We start from the raw sequence: 22226 nt of genomic DNA on the forward strand, positions 1-22226 counted from the left end.
CATACCGAACTGGCGCGGCTCGATGCGATCGCCGCGGCGGCACGGCCGCGCGCGGTGCGGGTGTTCATGGTCGAGGACGGCACGCGCGCCGCGGCGATGTGGCGGCGCGTGCCCGAGGCCTATCGCTGGACCCCGCCGGCGGGCGAGGTGCACCGCTACCGCACCGATGCGCTGGCGCGCGCCGCCGGGTTGCCCTTCGCGATCGCGACCGATGCGCACGGCCGGATATGCGCGACCAGCGGCGGGGGGCTGGACGCCGCACGGGCGATGGCGCTGGTGAAGGCGTGCTGACCCTCACGTGCCACGTTGCGAGACGGAAGATGCATTGTTCTCTTTTTGTTCTTTCCTACATCCGTCTAACCTGCTGAGGTAGTGGCAGGAAAGGAGGTCGAGTCATGATGATCGACACGCCCGTGCTGCTGGCGGTGGCCACGATCCTCACCGCGGTGGCGAACGTCATCTGGTCGCTGCGGCGCAAGCCCTGACCGCGTCGTCGTTGCGCACCGGTAACGAGGGCCGGCGGGCAGCGGCGACGGTTGGGGAGCCGCCACCCCTGCGCTTTACCGTTCGCCGAAAATCTCGCGCTGGCGCCGATCGAGTTCCTCGAAATAGCGGCGGCGCGCATAGACTTCGGTGACGATCCCGATCACGCGCCGGTCGTCGTCGACCACCGCGATCTCGTCGGCGATTTCGCTGTCGAACATCTTCAGCAGCACGTCGAGCGGCGTCGCGCGCGCTACCGCAATGTCCTGTAGCGTCAGCAGCGCGGCGAGCGGGGTCTCGGCGGCGATATCACTGGCATGCCCCGCCGCGGTGGCAAGAACGCCTGCATACCGCCCATCGCCGTCCACCGCGACGACCTTGGTGGCGGTGCCGAGCGGCACCGCGGCACGGAACGCCCCGACGGTGAGGTCGGCCGGCACGGCGACGAAATCGCGGCGCATGATCCGCCCGGCGGGCAGATCGCTGGTCCAGCCGATGTCGCGCGGGCTGCGCACCCGCGAGCCGCGCAGATGAAGCCGCCAGGTCGAGAAGGAATAGCCGAACAGCTCGCGCGTGACCGCGCTGGACAGCAATGTCGCGAGCAGCACCACCCCCATCAGCGCGAAATCGTGCGTGATCTCCAGCATCAGGATCGACAGCGTCATCGGCCCGCCGACGATCGACACGCTGAGCGCCGCCATCCCGACCAAGGCGGCGTCCTGCGGGTCGATCGCCAGCCCGGGCACCACGTGATCGAGCGCCGCCGCGAAGATCTGCCCGACGATCGACCCCAGGAACAGCGACGCGAAGAACAGCCCGCCGCGGAACCCGAACGCCAGCGAGACGACCGACGCCGCGATCTTGAGCGCCAGCACGGTGGCGAGGAACGCGATCGTCGGGCGCAGCACGAGGTCGAGGGTGGAGCGCGCCATGCCCCGCCGAGAGCGTCTGCGGCGAGACGAGCGCCAGCGGGATCAGCAGCATGCCGCCGATCACCGGCCGCCATACCGTCCAGCGCCCGAGCCGCGCGGTCGCCTGCTCGACCGCCGCGACCAGCCGCATGATGACGATGCCGAGCAATGCGCAGGCGAGCCCCAGCACCGCAAAGGCGAGGTAATGCGACAGCGGGAAAGCGGGTGTCGCGGTGGTCGCGATCAGATAGGGCGCGATGCCGAGCGCGTGCGACAGCGACACCGCGGCGAGCGACGCCGCCAGCACCGGCGCGATCGTCGCCGGGCTGTAGGTGCCGATCACGATCTCGAACGCATAGAAGGCGCCGGTCAGCGGCGCGCCGAACGCGGCGGCGATCGCGCCGCCCGCCCCCGCCCCGACCAGCGTGCGCAGGTCGTTGCGCCGCAGCCCGAGCCACCTGCCGAGCAGCGACGCCGCGCCGCCGCCCATTTGCGCATAGGCAGCCTCGAGCCCGACCGACGCCCCCGCGCCGTTGGAGAGGATCGTCTGCGCCGACACCGCCAGGCTGTCGGCGGGCGGGATGCGCCCGCCGTGCAGCGCATTGGCCTCGACGACATCGACCGGCGCAGGTACGCGGCGGCGCAGCGCCGCGGTCAGCGCGACGAGCAGCAAGCCGCCGAGCGGCAGTGCGAGCAACCGCCACGGATGGTGGATCGCGCCGAGCGCGCTCAGCCGGTTGACGCTGACGCCGTAGAACAGGCTCTGCAGCCCGTGCGCGAGCAGCTGCTGGACGATCGCGAGCAGCCCGGCGAGCGCGCCCGCGACCGCCGCCAGCGCGATGAACGCCGCCTCGCTCTTGCGCAACCGCCGGCGCTGGCGCGCGAGCAGCACACGGAGCGACGAGGAAGCGAAGGGTGACATGGAATTGCTCAATGCCTCCGGCGGCGCAGCGTCAACGGCCAATCTGTCGGCGGCTTCCCCACGACCCGCAGCTGGTTTCACAAAAGTTATAGATTGGTGTCACTGAACCGTCGCAGATCGGCCCTAACGCGACGGCGCAGCGGCGCTTGCCGCCCATAAAGACATCCTTGGGGGTTCCATGTTCTCGCATCTTCCGCTGCCGGCTGTCCGGCGGCGTCGGCTTCGTTCGTCCTGCGTCCGTCAGCTGCTGACCTGTTCGGCGCTCGCGCTCAGCCTGCCCGCCGTCGCGCAGGAGCGCGCGCCCGACGCAACCGACGCCGCCGACACCGCGGGACAGACGACCAGCGCGGTGCTGACCGGCGACATCGTCGTCAACGGCCGCCGCGACCGCAGCGCGCTGGCCGAGGAGCGGCAGGCACCCGGCGTGGTCGACATCATCACCACCGGCGATGTCGCGATCAACTCGCAGACCAACGTCACCGATCTCGCGCGGCGCCTGCCCGGCGTGTCGGTGGCGCGCGACCAGGGCCGCAACCAGAGCGCGACCGGCGAGGCGCAGTTCGCGACGATCCGCGGCTTCGACACCGGCTTCAACGCGTACACGCTCGACGGCGTGCGGCTGCCGCAGACGTCGGGGACCGGGCGCGCGATCTCGCTCAACCTGTTCTCGCCGTTCGCGATCGGCGGGCTGGTGGTCGACAAGACGCCGGGCGCGGCGCGCGACGCCGATGCGATCGCCGGCATCATCGACCTGCGCACCCCGACCGCGTTCGACTTCAGCACCAATTTCACGCGCGGCCGTGTGCTGGCGCAGGGCGCAGGGCTCGCACTCGACCGCCAGCAGGAAGCGTGGGGCGGCGCGATGGGGATCGACGCGGCGCGGCGCTTCGGGGCCGAGCAGCAGTTCGGCCTCTATCTCGCCGGCTATTACGAGGAACGCGCCAATGCCGCGGAATCGACCGCGGTGCAGAACGACTACAAGACCACGAAGGTCAACGTCGGCACCGCGCGCGCCAACGGCGATGCGCTGTCGGCGGACGGCGTGCAGTGGAACTTCTACAACAACAAGATCAAGCGCTATGGCGCGAGCGGCGCGCTCGACATGCGCACCGACGCGCTCGACCTGTATGCGCGCGTCAATTACGCGACCTATCTCAACACCAACACGATGAACCAGACCGGGCTGCGCAACGAGCTTAACAACGGTCAGACCAGCCCGAACCCGAAGCAGGCGCACAACGGCGGCACCACCACCGCTTACGATGCCGCGGGCGTCTACACGCCCGTCGGCGTCAATCCGGCGAGCTATTTCCGCACCGAGGACGTCGAGCAGGAATTGTTCTCGGGGCAGCTCGGCGCGAAGGCGCATTGGAACGGCTTCACCGCCGCGCTGGAGGGTGCCTATGCCGACGGCCGCTTCGACCAGCCGAGCCGCATCGAGGCGGCGTTCCGCGGCATCGCCTACGGCAATGCCATGGAGAGCGGCACCGCGACCGAGGCGTGGCGCGTCGACCTGTCGAACCCGGTTTCGCCGCGCCCGGTGCTGTCGACGGGCGCGCAGGCCTATGTCGCGTCGCTCGACCGCCCGACGCAGCTCTACGTCCAGCAGGGCTATGACTATCTGAGCGAGCAAAAGAAGACGCTGCGCGCCAGCATCGGGCATGACGGCGATGGCGTGCTGCGCCGCGTCGAAGTGGGCGGGCTGTACGAGGATTCGGATCGCACCGGCCGCTCGCTGGCGCCCGACAACACCCGCTACAAGTTCAAGACCCCGCTGCAGAACGGCAGCGTGACCGGGCCGACGATCAACCAGTATCTCGGCTATGTCCTCAAGGACTTCCTCGATTATTACCCGGTGCGCCCGATCAAGGTGCTGTCGCGCGCGCAGCTCGACAGCCAGGCGCGGCTGCTGGTGCCGACGATCGCGGTGTCGCCGACGACGATCAACCAGGGGCTGCTGAACGGCGACGAGACGCGCAAGGCGCTCTACGCCACCGCGACGCTGGCGGCGGGCAATTTCGAGCTGGTGCCGGGGGTCCGCTACGAGGACAACAGCTACCGCGCGCGCTTCTGGCAGGGGCAAGGCGCGGAGGCGCGCTTCGTCAACGCCGGGCGCAATTACGATCACGTCGATCCCAGCGTGCTGGCGGCATGGCGCCCGAACGAGCGCTTCGTGGTGCGCGGCGCGGTGCGCTCCAGCTATGCGCGCCCGGCGTTCGACCAGCTCGCCGGGCCGACCGTGATCTCGCGCGATGCCGCCAGCAACGCGATCCTGTCGATCACCGAGCCCAACCCGAACCTCAAGCCGGTCGAGGCGTGGAGCTACGACCTCGGCGTCGAATATTACGGCGGCACCGGGCGCTATGCGCAGGTCGCGGTCTATCACAAGGACCTGTCGAACATCCTCGTGCCCACCGGCACGCGTTCGGTCGGCGAGACGGTCGACGGCATCGTCCGCATTCGCCCCGCCAACGGCGGCAGCGGCAAGGCGACCGGCATCGAGGCCTCGGGCCGCTTCACGATCGGCGACCTCGTCACCTCGCCGCTGCTCAGCGGGGTCGGCGTCGGCGGCAACGTGACGTGGCAGAAGACCGAGGCGACCTATCAGATCGCCGCCAACGACCGCCGCAGCTCGCGGCTGCCGCAGGCGCCGAACCTGATCTACAATGCCGAATTGTTCTATGCCGCCGGGCCGATGCGCGCCAACCTGTGGTACAATTACACCGGCAAGGTGCTGGCGACGGTGCAGGACACGCAGCCCGACATCTGGGTCCAGCCGCTCAAGGAGCTGAACTTCGGCCTCGCCGTCGCGGCGACCGATCATCTCGAGATCGGCGTGTCGGCGCGCAACCTGCTCGACAGCGCCAGCTACTGGACGACGGTCGGGCCATCGCAAAAGTACATCTCGAACGACCGCAACGGCGGCTATCTGAAGACCGGCCGCGTCTTCCAGATCAGCCTGACGATGACGCGGTAAGCTAACCGTCATTGCGAGCGTAGCGAAGCAATCCAGGGCGTCCTGGTCCGGCACTGGATTGCTTCGCTGCGCTCGCAATGACGAGCATCGGGGAAACGTATGAAACGCCGCCACACCCTGCTCGCCTTCACCCTCGCGCTCGCCCCCGCGCTCGCGCACGCCGCCCCCCGGGTCGAGCGTGTGGTGATGGTGATGCGCCACGGCGTGCGTGCGCCGATCGACGGCGAGGTTCCCGCCGGTACGCTGACCGCCGCGCCGTGGCCGCGCTGGCCGGTCGCGGCGGAGCAGATCACCCCGCACGGCGCGCAGGCGATGGCGATCCGCGGTCGCGCCGACCGCGCGTGGCTCGCGGCGCAGGGCGTGCTCCCCGCGACCGGCTGCCCGACCCCCGACAGCGTAAAGGTATGGACCAACGTCAGCCAGCGGACGATCGACAGCGGGGCGGGCTTCGTCGCCGGCTTCGCCCCCGGCTGCGGCATCGCGATCGGCCACCGCGCGGCGGGCGCGGTCGATCCGCTGTTCGAGGCGTTGCGTGCGCACACCACGGACTTCCGCGCCGCCGACGCGATCGCGTCGATCGACACCTTCACCGGCGGCATGGACCGGCTGGTGGCGCGGCACGCCGCCGACCTGCGGCTGCTCGACCGCGTGCTGGCGTGCGCGCAGCCGACGTGCAGCCCCGGCGCGCCGCCCGCGCTGCGCGCGACCGCCGACGGCCGCGCGATCGAGCTCGACGGCCCGATCCGCCGCACCTCGGGGATCGCGCAGGTGCTGCTGCTCGAAGCCGCCGAGGGGATGCCGCACCCCGGCTGGGGCCGCGCGACGCCCGGGGTGCTGGAACGGCTCGGCCGCCTGCACGCCGCGCTGTTCGACGTCTTCACCCGCTCCCCCTATATGGCCGCGCATCAGGCCGGGCCGCTCGGCCGCCGCGTGATCGCGTCGCTGACCGCGGCGGACGGCCCCGCGCTCGACCTGCTGGTCGGGCACGACACCAACGTCACCGCGCTGGCGGCGGCGCTCGGCGTCGACCTCGTCGCGCCGGGCTATGCGAAGAACGACACCGCGCCGGCGGGCGCGCTGGTGATGGAGGTGCTGCGCGACGCAGCCGGCGCACGGTTCGTGCGCCTGTCCTACCGGACGCAGACCCCCGCGGAACTGGGACGGCTGGGCAGCCGTGTGACGACGACGCCGATAACGCTCCCGGGATGCGCGCGGCTGTGCCCGGTGGCGCGGTTCACCGCACAGCTGGCGGCGCGGCTCGCCCCGGCAGTGGCGCGCTGACCGCCACCCCCGTCCGTCCTGCCCAGACAAATACCGTATAATATATTTGTAATCTTTCAAACGATGTGGTTGAATGCTCCCAGAAAAAATCTGGGGGTATGACGTGGGGGAATTTCGTTGCGCGCGGCACCTGGTCGGGGCTTCGTTGATCGCATTGGCGTGGCCGGGCGTTGCCGCCGCGCAGGTCGCCGTCGATAGCGTTACCTCCGCGCCGCAGGACGAGACGCCCCCCGTCACCGGCGTCGCCGCCTCGACCGACCGGATCGACGCGAAGCAGAACAAGGCCGATCCCGGCGACGTGATCGTCACCGGCACGCGGATCATCCGCCCCAACATGACGAGCAACGCGCCGATCGCGACGATCGACTCGACCTATCTGAAGGAGCGCGGGCTCGCGCGCGTCGAGGATGCGCTCGCGCAATTGCCGCAGGTCACCCCGATGCTGGGGCTGCAGGGGCAGAGCTGGACGTCGGGGGCGGCGCCGGTCGGGCTGCGCAACCTCGGTGCGGGCCGCACGCTGACATTGCTCAACGGGCAGCGGATGGACAATGACGTCAACATCATCCCCGGCGCGCTGATCGACCGGATCGACATCATGACCGGCGGCGCTTCGGCGGTCTATGGCTCGGACGCGATCGCGGGCGTCGTCAACTTCATCCTCAAGCGCAAGTTCGACGGCATCGCCTTCGACGGCGAGGTCAGCGGGTTCAGCCACAACAACGACAGCGCACTGCTGCGCGACACCGCGCAAAAGGCCGGCTACAGCTATCCGCGCGGGCCGTGGCTGGGCGGCGGCAATTATTTCGCGTCGCTGGCGGCGGGCAAGAACCTGCTCGGCGGCGCGCTCAACATCAGCGCGTTCGCGACCTACAAATTGGCGCTGCCGATCGCGTTCCGCGACATCGACACGGTGAATTGTCCGCTGCTGATGTTCGACCCGAACAACCGCGACGCCGGCAACACCAGCTATGCGTGCGACGGTACGACCTACAACCCGTACAATTACTTCAGCATCAACGGGCAGGACCGCACCAATGCCCGCGACGGGTCGCGCGCCTTCCGCCCGTACGACACCGCCGACGAGGTGCGCATCCAGCGCGTCGATTCGATCCAGCGCCGCAGCGAGACCTATAATGCCGGCGGCTTCGTGACCGCGGAGCTGCCGCTCGGGCTGCGGCTCAACGGCAGCTTCCTCTACAGCCGCATCAACGAGCGCGGCGCCAACTCGGTCGACGGCGGGCTGTGGACGCCGAACGCGCCGGTCAACTGCGACAATCCGTTCCTCAGCGCGGCACAGGCGCAGGAGATCTGCGGCGCCAAGGCCGGCACCACCGCGCTCAGCGATCCGATCGCGCTGTCGCTGTTCCGCCCGGGGATGATCCAGAATTTCCGCAACAGCACCACCGACTGGCGCGGCGCGCTCAACCTGTCGGGGCGGATCGTCGACAACATTCGCTTCGAGCTGAGCTACCAGCAGACCCGCAACATCATGCAGGGGTCGTCCGACCATCTGTGGTTCGCGGATCAGGCCGACCGGCTGGCGAAGGGGCTTCAGGTCCGCAACGTGAACGGCGTGCCGACCTGCCTGTCGACGATCGACGGCAGTGATCCCGCGTGCCAGCCGATCGACGCCTTCTCCTCGAACGCGACGATCAGCGACGCGGTCTATAATTATGTGTCGGGCGACGGCAGCCGCCGCCAGCAGAACGACCTGCAGGTCGTCAACGGCGTCATCTCCGGCACGCTCGAGAAATACGGGCTCAAGAGCCCGTTCGCGACCAGCGGGATCGGCTTCGCGGTCACCGGCGAATATCGCAAATACCGCAACCAGTCGCAGGGCTTCGGCGCGTGGTCGACCTTCACGACCTTCGACGGGCGCACCAGCGTCAAGGAGCTGGGCGGCGAGATCGACATCCCGCTGATCGAGGACAAGCCGTTCTTCAAGGAACTCAGCGTCAACGGCGGCTATCGAATCTCCGATTACGACGTCTATCAGAAGCTGATCCGCAGCTGGAAGGCGGAGGCGAGCTGGGCGCCGGTCGACGGGCTGCGCTTCCGCGGCAGCTACAACCGCGCGGTGCGCGTCGGGGTGCAGCAGCGGCTCGAGGGCGAGAACCGCTATCCCAACAATCTGAAGCTCGATCTGTGCGCCCCGCCGCGCGCCGCGAGCGACGGCAAGGGCGCGACGCGCTACACGTTCGACCAATGTTCGATCGGCATGACGCGCGCGCAATATGACGCGCTGAGCAGCTATACCGGGTGCGATTCACAGGGCTTCTGCCCGACCACGCTGATCAACGGCGGCAATCCGGACCTGCAACCCGAACGCTCGCGCAGCAAGACGCTCGGCGTGGTGCTGCAACCGCGCGGCCTTCCCGGTTTCACCGCCTCGGCCGACTGGTACGACATCAATATCCAGGGCGCGTTCGAATGGACGCGCATCGATATGGCGTTCAACCAGTGCTATGACAACAAGGTCGAATATTTCTGCCAGTTCTACAAGCGTGATCCGCAGACCGGGCAGGTGGTGATCGCCGACGCGCGCTACAACAATTCGGGCTACACCGCGACGCGCGGGATCGATTTCAGCACCAGCTACGCGCTTGACCCCAAGCGGCTCGGCATCGCCGACAATATCGGCACCTTCGGGCTGAACTTCAACGGCACGCTGACCACCAAGTTCGAGAAGCAGTTTGCGCCCGGCAATCCGTCCTGGTCGTGCCTCGGCTATTTCGGCTTCGCCTGTCAGGACCCGATGCCACGCTGGCGGCATGTCGCGGGCGTCAACTGGCAGCTGCCGTGGATCAAGGGCGGAATCGGCTTCACCTGGCGCTATATCGGCGGCACCGAGAATTCGAAGCTGTCGAGCAGCACGGTGCTGAAGGCGGCCGCGGGCCAGACCTATCCGCTCGCCAACCGCATCCCGGCGTACAGCTATTTCGATGTCAACACCAACGTGACGCTGGTGAAGGGGATCGACGTGCGCTTCAACGTCCAGAACCTGTTCGACAAGGACCCGCCGCTGATCGGCAACGATCTGACCTACGGGATCGGCTACGGCTTCAACACCTTCCCGACCTATTACCAGGTCCGCGGCCGGACGGTGCGGGTCGGTATCTCGGCGCGCTTCTAGGCGGGAGCGGCGTCCCTCCCCTTCGTTCGTCGCCCCGGACTTGATCCGGGGCCCCGCTTCGTCCGCGACAGCAGTAAAACCGGGATCCCGGATCAAGTCCGGGATGACGAAAGACGGCGGGTGCGCGGTGAATGTCGATTGGCCCTAGCGCTCACGGATCGACATAGTGCTTCCCGAACCGCGCGGCGAGCGCCTGCGCTTCCTCGGGGAGCAGCGCGGCGGTGGTGCGGATCGCCACCGCGTCGCGCGCGCGGTCGAACAGCGCGACGCAGCGGCGGTCGTTGAAGCGCGAGGTATAGAGGATGCCGTCGGCGCTGCTGCCGGCGTGGATCGCCGCGCCGATCGCCTGCGTGCGGCGATAGTCGCTGCCGTGCAGCTCGGTGAACGACAGCCCGTGCGCGGATACGCCCGCGTCGATCAGCGGATAGAGTCTGAGCGCGCGCCGCGCGACCAGTTCGCTGCGCGCGCGCACCGCGACGTCGCTCGCCAGCACGTCGGTGACGCTCGGCACGCGCACCAGGGTCTCGCCGAACGCGGTCTCCAGATCGAGCGCGAGGTACAGCAGCTTGTACCCGCCCGCCGGATCGTCATAGCGTTGCAGCGGCGTCGCGCCGCTCGGGCCGAAGAACAACGGCGACAGCGTCCTGCGGTGGATACGGTGGAACAGCGCGCCTTCGCGCAGCCGGCGCAGCCGCAGCATCGTCGCGCGCGTCAGGCCGCCCAGCCCGCCGCCAGCGCCGCGAGCCGTGCGCGCGTGTCGGCGTCCGCTCCCGCCGCCAGCAGCGCGAGCACCGAGGCGGGCGCGTCGCCGAACCCGTCGAGCGGCGCGGCGAGCAGTTGCAACTGCCCCCACGGGCTCATGTCGCCGAGCGCGTCGAGGATCGGCTTGAGCCCGGCGAGCGCCGCGCCGTCGCGGAACTGCGCGGCCGGGTAACGGAGCTCGTTGCCATAGGGCACGCCGAGAATCTGCCGTCGTTGCCGCTGCTTGTCGATCGCGGCGGGGGTGACGCCGAGCAGCTCGGCGACCTCGGCGCGGTCGTACATCCCCCCGACGCGCGCGGCCAGCTCGGCGCGGAACCCGGCGGTGCGCGCGCGCGCGGCGCGTTCGGCGGCGAGCCGTTCGGGGGGCGCGGGCGCAAGATCGCGCGGCGCGATCGCCAGTGCCTCGCGCGGGTCCTGCGCGCCGACGATCGCGGCCAGCGTCTCCTCGCTGGCGCTGTCGAGCGCGCGCGCGACCGCGTCGGTCAGCGCCTGCATCGCGCGGCGGCGCAGCGTATCGGGGGCGGCGAGCGGACGGGCGAGCGCGGTCATGGGGTTGTCCTTCCTGTCTTGGATATAGGAGATCCAGACAAAGAGGACAAGATTAGGTGGCAAAATAGCCGGTGCCGAGACGACGCGGGGCACCGACGCGGCGTCCTAAAAGCGCGCGAACGTAGCGCAACGCGTCGTCTTCGGCGGCGAAACTGCGCATCAGCGTGCGTCCCGGTGCGCCGATCCGACCCCATGCGGTCTCGACGGTGATGCGTCCGAACAGGTCACGCGCCGCTTGCAGACGCCAGCGGCGGTAGATTCCGCGCGCCGGGTTGCGCGCGACCAGCTCGATCGCGGTGTAGGGGAGCGTCTCGGGCGTCATCGCGGCCTCCTCGTTGCCGCCCGACGTAGCGCAACGTCGGACCCGCGTCCGACGCATTTTCTGATTCTTCACCGGCCCCGGTGAGTCACGCGCTCGATCAGTATCTCCTCATCATTCCCGTCAAGGCGGAAATACAGAACCCCTGACGTTCGTGGCTCCGGCGAAGCCCTGCGCGTCTGGATTCCCATCTTTACGGGAGTGACAGAGAGTGTGGGTCTGACCACTGCCCTCAGTACGGCGCGCACGCGGGTCGGCGCTGCAAGCCCTGCAACGCCAGCACCAGATGCTTCAGCCGCTCACGTCCAATTGCGGACGTCAGCGAGTTGAGGCAGATTAACTGGGTGAGCGGCCTTCCGATCAAGATGATGCGAGCTTCGCCGTGGCTGCTATTCGCCGCAGCGGCCATCGTGGCGATGTTCTGGATGATTCTGGTACTTGCATCCGGTTTTGAAGTTTGGCGGGAGTCCAATCGGGCTGGTCAAACGCTGCAAGCTGCCCTCCTTCTCTTTCCGGCTGGCTTGCTGTTCGCCATGAGGAAGTCAATTTCTAGTCCATTCGGCACCATTGCTACATTCAGTACAGCGTGGAGCTTGGTAGCTTCCGCTCTGTTGTTCCTTGGCGTTCCGTATTAGCAAGGGCTGACATCGGCCGGAGCATGCGCCGACCTAGGTTGTCGCTGGCCGTAAGGGCAGCTCTCCACCGAACCCGGACATTAACAATCCCGATCCCGATGGGTACGCTCGACGGCACTCTGCCGGCATGAAGCCTCGTTAGCGCATATCTCCGTCTGTTCTATGTGCCGCCCCCGGATCGTCAATTACGACCGACCCGCAACGCCCCCTCCCCCGCTGTGCCACGACCGCCACAGCTCCGTCGTTGTCATTTGTAAGTAACCGAACCTCCGCGGTTTCGTCATGTAACCCCGTCATGCGCGCCCCATCACCGGCCGGCGGCCAACGCCGGCGTCACAGCGCTCAGGGGGAGCCACATGCCCGTCACCCACTCCGGCGTCCGCGCGATCGCGGGCGTCTCGCTCATCGCACTCGCCGTCGCCGCGCAACCCGTCGCGGCGGCCGATACCGCGCCCGACGCCGCCCCCGCCGGCACCGTCGCCGCGGTCGCGGGGCCGAGCGTGTCGGGGCACGTCTATGACGCGACCGGCGCGGCGCTGCCCGGCGCGCGGATCGTCGTCGAGGGCACCGGCGCGCAGGCGACCACCGATCTGCAGGGCGGCTTCACGATCGCCACCCCCGACGCGACCAGCGCGGTGACGCTGCTGATCGACTATCTCGGCCGCCCGCAGGCGACGCAAGGCGTCACCGCCGCGGAACGCGCGCGCGACGTCGAGATCGTGCTCCCCGCGGCGGGCGAGAATGGAGGCGACATTGTCGTGCGCGGCGCGTCGCTGTTCGACAATACCGCGCGCGCGCTCAACCAGCAGCGCACCGCCAACAACACGATCACCGTCATCTCGGCGGACGCGATCGGGCGCTTCCCAGATCCCAACATCGCCGAGGCGCTGCAACGCGCGCCGGGCGTCGGGATCGAGCGCGACCAGGGCGAGGGCCGCTACATCAACGTGCGCGGCGCGCCCAGCGAATGGTCGGCGATCTCGGTCGACGGCATCCAGATCCCGTCGGTCGACCCGACGACGCGCGCGGTCGATCTCGACACCCTGCCGTCGGACATCGTCGCCAATCTCGAGGTGACCAAGTCGCTGCTCCCCTATCAGGACGCGGATTCGATCGCGGGCGCAGTCAACATCACCACGCGCTCGGCGTTCGACCGCAAGGGCTTCGCGCTGACCGGCATGGCGGGCGCGAGCTACAACCAGCTCGGCAAGGGCAGCGACTATCGCGCCTCGGGGTCGGTCGGCGACCGCTTCGGCGCCGATCGCCAGTTCGGGCTGCTGCTATCAGGCAGCTATTCGCGCACCGATCGCCAGCCCGACAATGTCGAGAACAGCTGGACGCCGACCAGCGCCGGGCTGCGCGTCACCGAGACCCTGTTCAAGGACTACGTGACGAAACGCGAGCGGATCGCGGGCACCGCGGCGCTGGAATGGCGGCCGAGCGATGCAACGCGCACCTGGGTGCGCGGCACCTATGCGCGCTTCGCGGACAATGAATATCGCGACCGCATCGGCATTACCTGGAACGCCGATCAGGCCGCGCCGGTCGCGGGGTCGACCGACACCGCCGCGACCTGGAGCAAGACGCGGATCGAAAAGGCGCTGCGCCACCGCAAGCAGGTCAACGAGATCAAGACCGTCACCGGCGGCATCGAGCAGCAACTCGGCGACGGGCAGGTGCGCGCCGATGTCGCGTACAGCGAGACGTCGCAGACCTATCCGCGCCGCGACGAACTGGTGTTCCGCTCGACGCTGCGTCCCACCCTCTCCTACGATTTCGGGCGCGACACCGATCTGCCGAGCTATTCGCTGTTCACCTCGAACGAGCATCTCCAGCTCGACCGCTACGGCTTCCGCGAGAACAGCTATCGCAGCAACACGACCACGAACGACGAGTTCACCGCGCAGATCCGCATGGACATTCCGCAGCCTTTGGGCAGCGGCACCGCGACCTTGTCGACCGGCGGCAAATTCCGCGCGCGCAACATCCGCGCCGACGAGGAGCGGCTGCGCGACCAGCGCGCGTCCGCGGCGCCGACGCAGACGCTCGCCGGCTTGCTGTCCGACGAGGATTCGCGCAACTTCGACTATGCGCTCGGTGACCGCTTCGACACCGGCTTGGTCGACCGCTATTTCGACGCGACCAAAGGCGCGGCGCAGCGCCGCCTGCCGCAATCGGTCAGCGCCGATTACCGCGCGACCGAGAAACTGCTCGCGCTGTTCGGGATGGGCACGTTCGAATTCGGCGACACGACGCTGATCGCCGGCCTGCGCGTCGAGGCGACGTCGTTCCGCAGCGAGGCACCGACCGTGTCGGCCAAGGGCGTGATCGGCAGCGCGCGCGGCGACACCAGCTATACCGATTTCTTCCCGAACCTGACGCTGCGCCAGGCGTTCACGCCGAACCTGATCGGGCGCGTCGCGCTGACCCGCGCGATCAACCGCCCCAACTTCCCGCAGATCGCGCCGCGCGTGCTGGAGACGACCGAGGGCAACACCGTGCGCGTCGAGTTCGGCAACCCGAATTTGCGCCCGACGCTGTCGAACAATGTCGACGCAGGGGTCGAATATTATCTCCGCCCGCTCGGGGTGATCGCGGTCAACGGCTTCTACAAGGACCTGAGCGACTATCGCTACAACGTCACCGGCTTCGGCAGCTACAACGGCGTCGCGGGCGCGGTGCTCAGCCGCCCGGTCAACGCACGCGCGGGCAAGCTCTACGGCGTCGAGGTCAATTGGCAGCAGCAATTGTCGTTCCTGCCCGGCGCGCTCGGCGGGTTCGGGGTGTTCGCCAATTACACCTATACCGCCGGCGACGCGCGCTTCGACACCGCGTTCGGCGGGCGCACGCGCTTCCGCCTGCCCGGCCAGTCGACGCATATGTGGAACGCCAGCCTGTTCTACGAACGCGGACCCGTGAACCTGCGCGTCGCCTATACCAAGCGCAGCGATTACCTCGACGAGATCAACGCCGATCTGCCCGCGCTCGACCTCTATTGGGAGGGCCGCGGGCAGCTCGACGCGACCGGCAGCGTGCAGCTGACCAAGGCGATCAACCTGTTCGTCGAGGGCAAGAACCTCACCAATTCGGCGGGGGGTGCGCTATTACGGCGAGCGGAGCCGCGTCTACGAATATGAGAAGTTCGGTTACACGATCTTCGGCGGCGTGCGGGTGAAGCTGTGACGCGCGCGCTGCCCTTCGCGCTGTTGCTCTCGGCCTGCGCAACGGTGACGCCGGTCGCGGAGGTGGTGCCGACCGTCGCCGCGACCGCCGAGACCGATCCGGTCGACACCGCCGCGGATGCCGCGGACGATCCCGCGATCTGGCGCAACCCGCGCGACCCCGCGAAGAGCCTCGTGATCGGGACCGACAAGCAGGCCGGCATCCACGTCTACGATTTGAAGGGCAAACGCCTGTCGTTCACGCCCGCCGCGCGGCTCAACAACGTCGATCTGCGCGACCTCGGCGCGCGCGTGATCGTCGCGGCGAGCGACCGTGCCGACAAGGCGCACGGGCATGTCGCCTTGTTCACGCTCGACACCGCGCGCGCGACCTTGCTGCCGCTCGGCCGCTATCCGTCGGGCGCCGGCGAGGCCTATGGCATGTGCCTTTGGCAGCGCGCGCGCGACAAGGCGCTGTTCGGCTTCGTGGTGATGAAGGACGGGCGCGTCGATCAGGTCGCGATCGACCTTTCCGCCACGACGCCGCGCGTCACGACGGTGCGGTCGATGAAGCTCGCGACCCAGGCCGAGGGCTGTGTCGCCGACGACCGCACCGGGTTGCTGTACGTCGCGGAAGAGGACGTCGGCCTCTGGCGCTTCGCCGCCGACCCCGCCGCGCCGGTCGCCGGCACGAAGGTCGCGGCGGTCGACGGCCGGACGTTGGTCGCCGATGCCGAGGGGCTGGCGCTCGCGCCGCGCGGACGCAGCGGCGGATTTCTGGTCGTGTCCAGCCAGGGCGACAGCAAATACACGCTCTACCGGCTACCGGACGTCACGTTCGCGGGGTATTTCCGTGTCGGCGGTGGTACCATCGACGGCACCAGCGAGACCGACGGTATCGAACTGGCGCTCGGCGATTTCGGCCCCGACTATCCCGGCGGGCTGTTTGTCGCGCAGGACGGCGACAATGCGCCCGACACGCAGAACTTCAAATATGTCAGCTGGAACAAGGTGTTACGTGCACTCAAGCTGCGGTGAAGCGCGCTTGACAGGCGGTGGATGAAGGCGGAGCGTGGCGGACATGACCGGTCCGCTGCTGCTCCTGCTGGCGCAAGTCGCCACTTCTCCTAACCCTCAGACAAACGACGTGATTGTCGTCGGCCATCGCGCGGAGAAGGAACTGGCGGCGTGCCTCGCGCGGCAGTGCCCGCCCGCGCAGGAGGTCGAGGCATCGCTGCAGGCGTCGGTCGAGCAATTCTCCGACGGCCGCTACGGGGATGCCCGCCAGACGCTGCAACGTGCGATCGCCCGCAACAAGCGCTACGCCGCGACGCTGCCCGGGCCGGTCTCCAGCCTGTATGCGACGCTGGCGACGGTCGCCGAGCATCAGGGCGACACGCAATTGTGGAAGGACGCCGCGCGCAACAACGTCCTCGTGCTGCGCGCGCATCTCGGCGACACGAATGCCGCGACGCTGACCGAACAAATGCACTTCGCCGACGACATGGTCGGGGTCGGGCAGCCGGATGCCGCCGATGGCCTGTACGCCAAGGTCCAGCGGCTCGCGGTCGCGCAGCGGCGCTCCGATCTGGCGGCGAGCGCGGCGTTCCGCCGGGCGTGGCTCGCGCTCGCCCGCCAGCGGGACCGCGAGGCGCAGCGCTTCGCGGACGAGGCGGCGACGCTCGCCGGTCCGGGCGATACGATGATGGCGCAATTGCGCGAGATCGTGCGGACCCGCATCGCGGTGCGCAAGGGCGACGACGGCGCGGTCGATGCGCTGGCGGCGCGGCTGCGGCAACGCGCGGGCGCGGAACCGGTGCTGCTCTACGCCCCGCCGATCGCCGACGTGAACCCGCCGCGCGACGACGTGTGGGCACCGTCGCAGCACGACGATGCGATCCGCTTCGCCGATATCGGTTACTGGATTCGCACCGACGGCCATGTCGACGATGTCGAGATGCTGCGCACCAACGGGCTCGGGCAGTGGAAGCCGGGCATCGTGCGCCACGTCACCGCGCGCCGCTATGCGCCGCTGCGGCTCCCCGAGGGGCAGCCGGGGCTCTACCGGATCGATCGCTTCACGGTGCGCGCGACCGTCGACACGCCGACCGGCACGCGCTTCCGGCGGCGGATGGGCGATCTGTCGGTGCACGTCATCGACCTGACCGGCACCGAGGCGATGAGCGCCGCGCGACGCAGTGCGGAAACAGCGCAGCGGGCGACGCCAGCGCCGACGGTGCAGCCATAGCGATCGCCACGGCAATTCTGCCTGCCGTCATTGCGAGCGTAGCGAAGCAATCCAGAGCGTCCTGGTCCGACTCTGGATTGCTTCGCTTTGCTCGCAATGACGGCGATTTCCTCCGTTCTCAATTGGATAATTGCGTCGGGTTCGAAACGACCAATGAGGGTCCTTCCCCCGACCGCCTCACGCGATGTGCAGCAATTCCATGCCGCTGTAGCGCGCGTGATTGCCCGTCATCCAGCCGGCGCCGGTGTCGTCGCTCCACGCGTCGGCGGCGAGCAGCGCCGGCATGGGGTCCGTGCCGAGCCGGAGCAGCGCGAGCTGCGGGTCGTGGTCGGTCGGGCGCTCGCCGCCGAACTCGGCGTTGAGATGCACCGCGTCGAACGACGCCCCGTCCAGCAGCCCGCCGGTGACGAGCATGTTGTCGAGCGCCTGCGCATTGCCCTGGAACATATAGCTGTAGCGCTCCTCCTCGGGCAGCAGCGCGTTCAGATTGGTGAACTTGCCCCCCTGCGCCTGGTCGGTGAGCTGGGTCTGCGCCTGCTCGAAATAGAAGCCGTTCCAGTCGCCCATGATCGCAATGTTGAGCGACGGGACGGCGGCGAGCTTGTCGTTGACCCATGCCTTCACCCCCGCCGCCTGCGCGGTGCGCGCGGCGTCCCCGGCGTCGAACGGCGGCTGGTTGGCGCCCCATAGCGGCTCGCTGCCGCCGCGCGAGGTCAGGTGGACGTTGATCGTCGTCAGCTGCTCGCCGTGGAAATCCCAAGTCGCGGCCAGCGGCTTTCGGCTGTTGGCATAAGCATCGCCGGTGATCAGCGTCGCGCTGCCGTCGACATAGCCGACGCGGTCGATGTTGTAGAGATAGCCGTTGCGGATGTTGCCGCCCGGCTCGCCGCCGGTCGATCCGGCGACGGTCGGCGCGATCTCGATATAGGCATAGCGCCCGCCGTTCAGCGCGGCGATCGCGTCGATCAGCCCCTGCGCGGTCTTCTGCCCCGACAGGTCGCTGCCGGTGCCCGCGCCGTCGGCATCCTGGATCTCCTGCAACGCGACGATATCGGGGGCGCGGAGGTTGTAGACGATGTTGCTTGCCAGCACGTCAAACTTGCCGTCGCTGGCGTCGAGATTCTCGACGTTATAGGTCGCGATCGACAGATGCGTGGCATCACCCTTGAGCGTGCTCACGTCCTGCGCGAGCGTCTCGTCCTTCGTCACCGATACCGCCTCGGTGACGATCACTTCATAGGTGGCGTTGGCGTAATTGACGACGCCCGTCACGCTCGAGAGCTGGTCGCCGATGCTGTAATGCGGGTCGAAGCCGTCGAACACTGCGCGGTCGGCCTGCAACTGGATCTTCTCGGGGTTGTAGTCGCCCGGCGAAATCGTGATCCCGCCACGCGCGTTCAGCCCGGTCGCGCCCGCCCCGCCGGAAACGACGACATCGGTCTCGCGCCACTGGTCGTCGGTGGTGTTCGACACGACATGCGGCGCGTCGAGCGTGACGCGCATCCCCTCCAGCGCTTCCCAGAAGGCGATGCCGTCAGCGATCTTTTCGGTCGGGATCGTCAGCCCGCCCTGCCCGATCAACACCGCGTCGGGCAGCGCGTCGCCGAAGCTGTCGACGGTGATCGACGTCGGGTTGAGCTGCGTCACGGTCAGCCCGCCGGTGCCGGCGCGATATTCGCTGACGCGGCCCTCGATCGTCAGCGTGTCGCCGACGAACACGTCCTGCGGCGCCGACGAGGTGAAGACGAAGATCGCGTCCGAGGTGCGCGCGTCGCCGTCGCCATAATCCTGGATGTAGAAGCCGTTGCTGTCGATCGCGGTGACGACGCCGGTGGTGAGGACAGTCTGACCCTCGAACGCCGACTTCAGCCCCGTCCCCTGGATCGCGCCGATCGTGCGATAGCCGATGTCGTCGTTGACGATCGTGCCGGTCGCGGTCGCGCGGTCGAGCGTCGCGCCGCCGGTCGCGCCCGACAAGGTGACGGTGAACGTCTCGTTGTTTTCCAGCACGGTATCGCCCGCGACCGGCAAGCGGATCGTCGCGCTGGTCTGGCCGTCGGCGAACTGCACCTTGCCCGAAAAGACCGTGCCGGCCGCGAAGTCAGCCGCGTCCGCGCCGTCCGCGCCGCCGGGCAAGGTGACGCTCCACCCGGCCTCGACCGCGCCGCTGCTGCCGCCGACCCGCGACACGGTGAAGGCGATGTCGTGCGTGCCGCCATTGCCTTCGACGGTGCTGGCATCGGCGATCGACAGCGTCCCCGGCTGTGGCGCGCCCGCGCCCTTGCTGGTGACGCGGATGTCGTCGATCCCGACCCATTCGTCGCTGCCGACCGCATTGGTGGTGATGACGCGGACCTGCAAGGTCGCGACGCCATTCGCCGCCTCGGGCAGCGTCACGTCGATCTTGCTTTCCTGCGTCGCGGTGCCGCCGGTGGTCGCATCGGCGATATAGGCCGAGGGCAGGTCGACCCACGCCGCGGTGTCGTTGAGCCGATACTGGACCGCGACCTGCTGGATCGCATTGTCCGCCGTGCCGTCGATGTCGCGGACCAGCGCGGTGAAATGCACGTCGCTGCGCCCGCTCGCGTCGAGATAGAAGGCCAGGTACGGCGCGTCGGCGGTGCCCGAGCCTTGCAGCGCGACGACCGGATTGGCGATCTCGAACTCGGCGACCCCGCCGTTGGTGATCGCGGTGCTGGTCTGGTTGGCGATCACGTCGACGACGTCGCTGCTGCCGGTGATCGTGCGCGGATCGGTGCCGGTGCGTGTGGTCAGATCGTCACCGCGAAAGCCCATGATGCTGGGGACGCGGCTCCAGTCGTCGTCCGCGGTGATCAGCGACGCGTCGCTCCAGTCCTGGACCAGATCGCCCGCGCCGAGGTTCCAATAGTTCGTGCTCATGCGACGACGACCCCCGTTAACCCGTTTCGTTCATGAGCGGCCTAGTCATTCATCATGACAGTCGGGTTGCAGATCAGCGGCTTGGGCGACATTCGCCGTGTCGCGCGACTGCAACATCGCGCTGATAGACGCCGCGGCGTTTACGAAGGTTAACAGGGGGTTGCGGATCATGAAGCGGATGATGACGGCGGTGGCGCTGGCCATGGCGACGATCGCGGCGATGCCCGCACAGGCGGCGACGGTGGTGCAGGATGCGGGCGGTTCGCGCGGCACCAGCATCTTCAAATACGGCCCGGTCGGCCAGTCGTTCACGATGGTCGGCACGTCACTGGCGTCGTTCGGCTTCCAGTTCCAGACGATCAGCACCGCGCAGACCAATGCCGCGCTGACTCTTTCGCTGCTCGATGGTAGCACGCTGGGCGCGACGGTACTCCGCCAAGTGACCGGCACGCCGGTCGCGGGCGCGGCGCGTCAGAACTTCTGGTATGATTTCGACCTTGGCGGCCTGACGCTGACCGATGGCGCGATCTATACCGCGGTGGTCAGCGCGACGACCGATCGGCTCGGGCTGGTCTATGGCCCGGCGGCGAACGCGAGCGCCGATGGCTATGCCGGCGGGCAGCTGCTGACCAGCAAGCCGGCGTTCGACGCGGCGAGCAATTGCACCAAGGGCATTTGCGACGCGAATTTCCGCTTCACCAGCGGTGGCGCGGTGCCCGAGCCGGCGAGCTGGGCGATGCTGCTGCTCGGCTTCGGTGCGGTCGGCTACACGCTGCGTCGCACGCGCGGGGTGAAGGTGGCGCGGCAGCTGGTGTGAGGTCGAGGGGGCGACCGCGCTCCCTTCAACCGTCGATGCGGAGGAAGCGCGCGGCGTTGTCGTGCAGGATCAGCCGTTTCTGACGTTCGGTCAGGAAGGGCGCCTTGCGAATCCGCTCGATCGCGACCCCGATCGCGTCGGGCCACACCATATTGTCCGAACCGAACATGATCCGCCGCTCCATGCCGCCGTCGATCAGCCGGCGAAGATACGGATAGAATTGCTGATCCGGATACGCCCAGTCGAGCACCGCGATGTCGACGTAGAGCTGTGGATGAGCGAACATCATCGCGATCATGGCGTCGGCGAACGGCCAGCCGGCATGCGCCACGTAAAGGCGCATTTTGGGATGACGGATCAGCACCGCTTCCAGCCGCAGCGGATCGCCCGCCGCGACGCGATAGTCTGGCGTAGCGAAATAGGCGGTGCCGGGCGGTCCCGGTCCCAGATGGAGGCCGACCGGAATGTCGTTCGCCTCGGCGAAGGCGAAATACGGCTCCATGCGGGGATCGTCGGGCGCGATGCCGGCATATTGGACGGTGATCTCGCTGAGCGCCTGCATCTTGCCCTCGGCATGCAGCCGCCGCAGCGTGTCGATCGCGGGGAGCTTCCCGCTGCTCCCGAAACCGACGCTCGGCAGGATGTGGCCGTCGCCATGCTGCCGATAGTCGTCCACGACCGACGCAGCGCCGCCCGCGAGCGCCAGGACCTTGTAGCGCTTGAGCTGCGCGATGCCGCGGTCGCGCAGCGTGGCGGCGTCAAGCGGCGCGGAGAGGACATGCGTACAGCGGGGATGACCGGTGAACCCGTCGAGATAGGCGTCGATCGGCTCGCCCGGATCGCGCGGCGCCCATTCGGGATAGGGCGCGCAGGCCTTGCCGCCCGGCGGACCCTGGTCATCCGGACGATCGGCGTGGAAGTGCATGTCGATCACGTCGAACCGCGCCTGCCCCTGCGCCGGCGGCGTCGCCAACGCGAGCAGGATGACGGCCGCACCTGCCGCGCCCATACGCCCTAAACCAAGGATCATCGACTGCCCCCCACAGTGCCTTCAGATCATGGCACAATGGCGGATCGAGCGGAAGCCACGGGCATCGCGTCAGGGCAGGCTCAGGCGAAGTCGCCGA

Annotated in this window: 15 protein-coding genes and 1 pseudogene; 9 read left to right on the forward strand and 7 right to left on the reverse strand. The window is 68.5% G+C overall.

The window, feature by feature from the left end; all coding sequences use genetic code 11:
• On the forward strand, positions 1–291 hold a 291-nt coding region (locus PGN16_RS19405), incomplete at its 5' end, for a hypothetical protein (protein ID WP_335311000.1).
• Between the two features lie 269 nt (positions 292–560).
• On the opposite strand, the pseudogene PGN16_RS19410 reads toward PGN16_RS19405, so the two are convergent.
• Positions 561–2316 (reverse strand): annotated as a pseudogene (locus PGN16_RS19410) (chloride channel protein).
• A gap of 178 nt (positions 2317–2494) precedes the next feature.
• On the opposite strand from PGN16_RS19410, the gene PGN16_RS19415 reads away from it, so the two are divergent.
• From PGN16_RS19415 to PGN16_RS19425, 3 genes are all read left to right on the forward strand, one after another.
• Positions 2495–5293, forward strand: a complete 2799-nt coding sequence (locus PGN16_RS19415; protein WP_335311001.1) for a TonB-dependent receptor — start codon at positions 2495–2497, stop codon at positions 5291–5293.
• 99 nt (positions 5294–5392) lie between these two features.
• Entirely contained in the window at positions 5393–6574 is a 1182-nt protein-coding gene (locus PGN16_RS19420) for a histidine-type phosphatase (protein ID WP_335311002.1), read from the forward strand.
• A gap of 145 nt (positions 6575–6719) precedes the next feature.
• Positions 6720–9707, forward strand: coding sequence for a TonB-dependent receptor domain-containing protein (locus PGN16_RS19425; RefSeq protein WP_335311003.1), 2988 nt, complete (start codon positions 6720–6722; stop codon positions 9705–9707).
• Positions 9708–9858: 151 nt separating this feature from the next.
• Here PGN16_RS19425 and PGN16_RS19430 read toward each other — a convergent pair whose 3' ends face one another.
• From PGN16_RS19430 to PGN16_RS19440, 3 genes are read right to left on the reverse strand one after another with little or no spacing between them, the layout of a single operon-like run.
• The gene (locus tag PGN16_RS19430) at positions 9859–10407 is read right to left on the reverse strand and encodes an RES family NAD+ phosphorylase (RefSeq protein ID WP_335311004.1); all 549 of its coding nucleotides are present in this window, start codon (positions 10405–10407) and stop codon (positions 9859–9861) included.
• 11 nt (positions 10408–10418) lie between these two features.
• Positions 10419–11018 carry a hypothetical protein gene (locus tag PGN16_RS19435; RefSeq protein ID WP_335311005.1) on the reverse strand — a complete coding sequence of 200 codons (600 nt, stop codon included), beginning with the start codon at positions 11016–11018 and terminating at the stop codon, positions 10419–10421.
• 52 nt (positions 11019–11070) lie between these two features.
• Positions 11071–11340, reverse strand: a complete 270-nt coding sequence (locus tag PGN16_RS19440) for a WGR domain-containing protein (protein WP_335311006.1) — start codon at positions 11338–11340, stop codon at positions 11071–11073.
• 341 nt (positions 11341–11681) lie between these two features.
• Between PGN16_RS19440 and PGN16_RS19445 the strand changes: the two genes are divergently transcribed.
• The 4 genes from PGN16_RS19445 to PGN16_RS19460 all read left to right on the forward strand — a co-directional run bounded on the left by PGN16_RS19445 (position 11682) and on the right by PGN16_RS19460 (position 17381).
• Positions 11682–11972 (forward strand): hypothetical protein, encoded by a 291-nt coding sequence (locus PGN16_RS19445; RefSeq protein WP_335311007.1) that lies wholly within the window; start codon positions 11682–11684, stop codon positions 11970–11972.
• Between the two features lie 356 nt (positions 11973–12328).
• Positions 12329–15109 (forward strand): TonB-dependent receptor, encoded by a 2781-nt coding sequence (locus tag PGN16_RS19450; protein ID WP_335311008.1) that lies wholly within the window; start codon positions 12329–12331, stop codon positions 15107–15109.
• A 42-nt stretch (positions 15110–15151) separates the two neighbouring features.
• Positions 15152–16171, forward strand: a complete 1020-nt coding sequence (locus PGN16_RS19455) for a phytase (protein ID WP_335311009.1) — start codon at positions 15152–15154, stop codon at positions 16169–16171.
• Between the two features lie 43 nt (positions 16172–16214).
• The gene (locus tag PGN16_RS19460; RefSeq protein ID WP_335311010.1) at positions 16215–17381 is read left to right on the forward strand and encodes a hypothetical protein; all 1167 of its coding nucleotides are present in this window, start codon (positions 16215–16217) and stop codon (positions 17379–17381) included.
• Positions 17382–17558: 177 nt separating this feature from the next.
• Here the strand turns inward: PGN16_RS19460 and PGN16_RS19465 are convergent, their stop codons facing one another.
• Positions 17559–20282: a Calx-beta domain-containing protein gene (locus PGN16_RS19465; RefSeq protein ID WP_335311011.1), complete on the reverse strand. Its 2724-nt coding sequence runs from the start codon at positions 20280–20282 to the stop codon at positions 17559–17561.
• Positions 20283–20327: 45 nt separating this feature from the next.
• On the reverse strand, positions 20328–20486 hold the full coding sequence (locus PGN16_RS19470) for a hypothetical protein (protein ID WP_335311012.1): 159 nt from the start codon (positions 20484–20486) through the stop codon (positions 20328–20330).
• On the opposite strand from PGN16_RS19470, the gene PGN16_RS19475 reads away from it, so the two are divergent.
• Complete coding sequence (locus PGN16_RS19475) at positions 20485–21099, forward strand: PEPxxWA-CTERM sorting domain-containing protein (protein WP_335311013.1); 615 nt, start codon at positions 20485–20487, stop codon at positions 21097–21099. The two genes, PGN16_RS19470 and PGN16_RS19475, sit on opposite strands and share 2 nt — an antisense overlap.
• Before the next feature lie 25 nt (positions 21100–21124).
• On the opposite strand, the gene PGN16_RS19480 is transcribed toward PGN16_RS19475, so the two are convergent.
• A complete protein-coding gene (locus PGN16_RS19480; protein ID WP_335311014.1) occupies positions 21125–22129 on the reverse strand; it encodes an amidohydrolase family protein in 1005 nt (334 codons plus the stop codon).
• Positions 22130–22226 lie beyond the last annotated feature (97 nt).

Source organism: Sphingomonas phyllosphaerae, from assembly GCF_036946485.1.
Classification (GTDB): Bacteria; Pseudomonadota; Alphaproteobacteria; order Sphingomonadales; family Sphingomonadaceae; genus Sphingomonas; species Sphingomonas phyllosphaerae_E.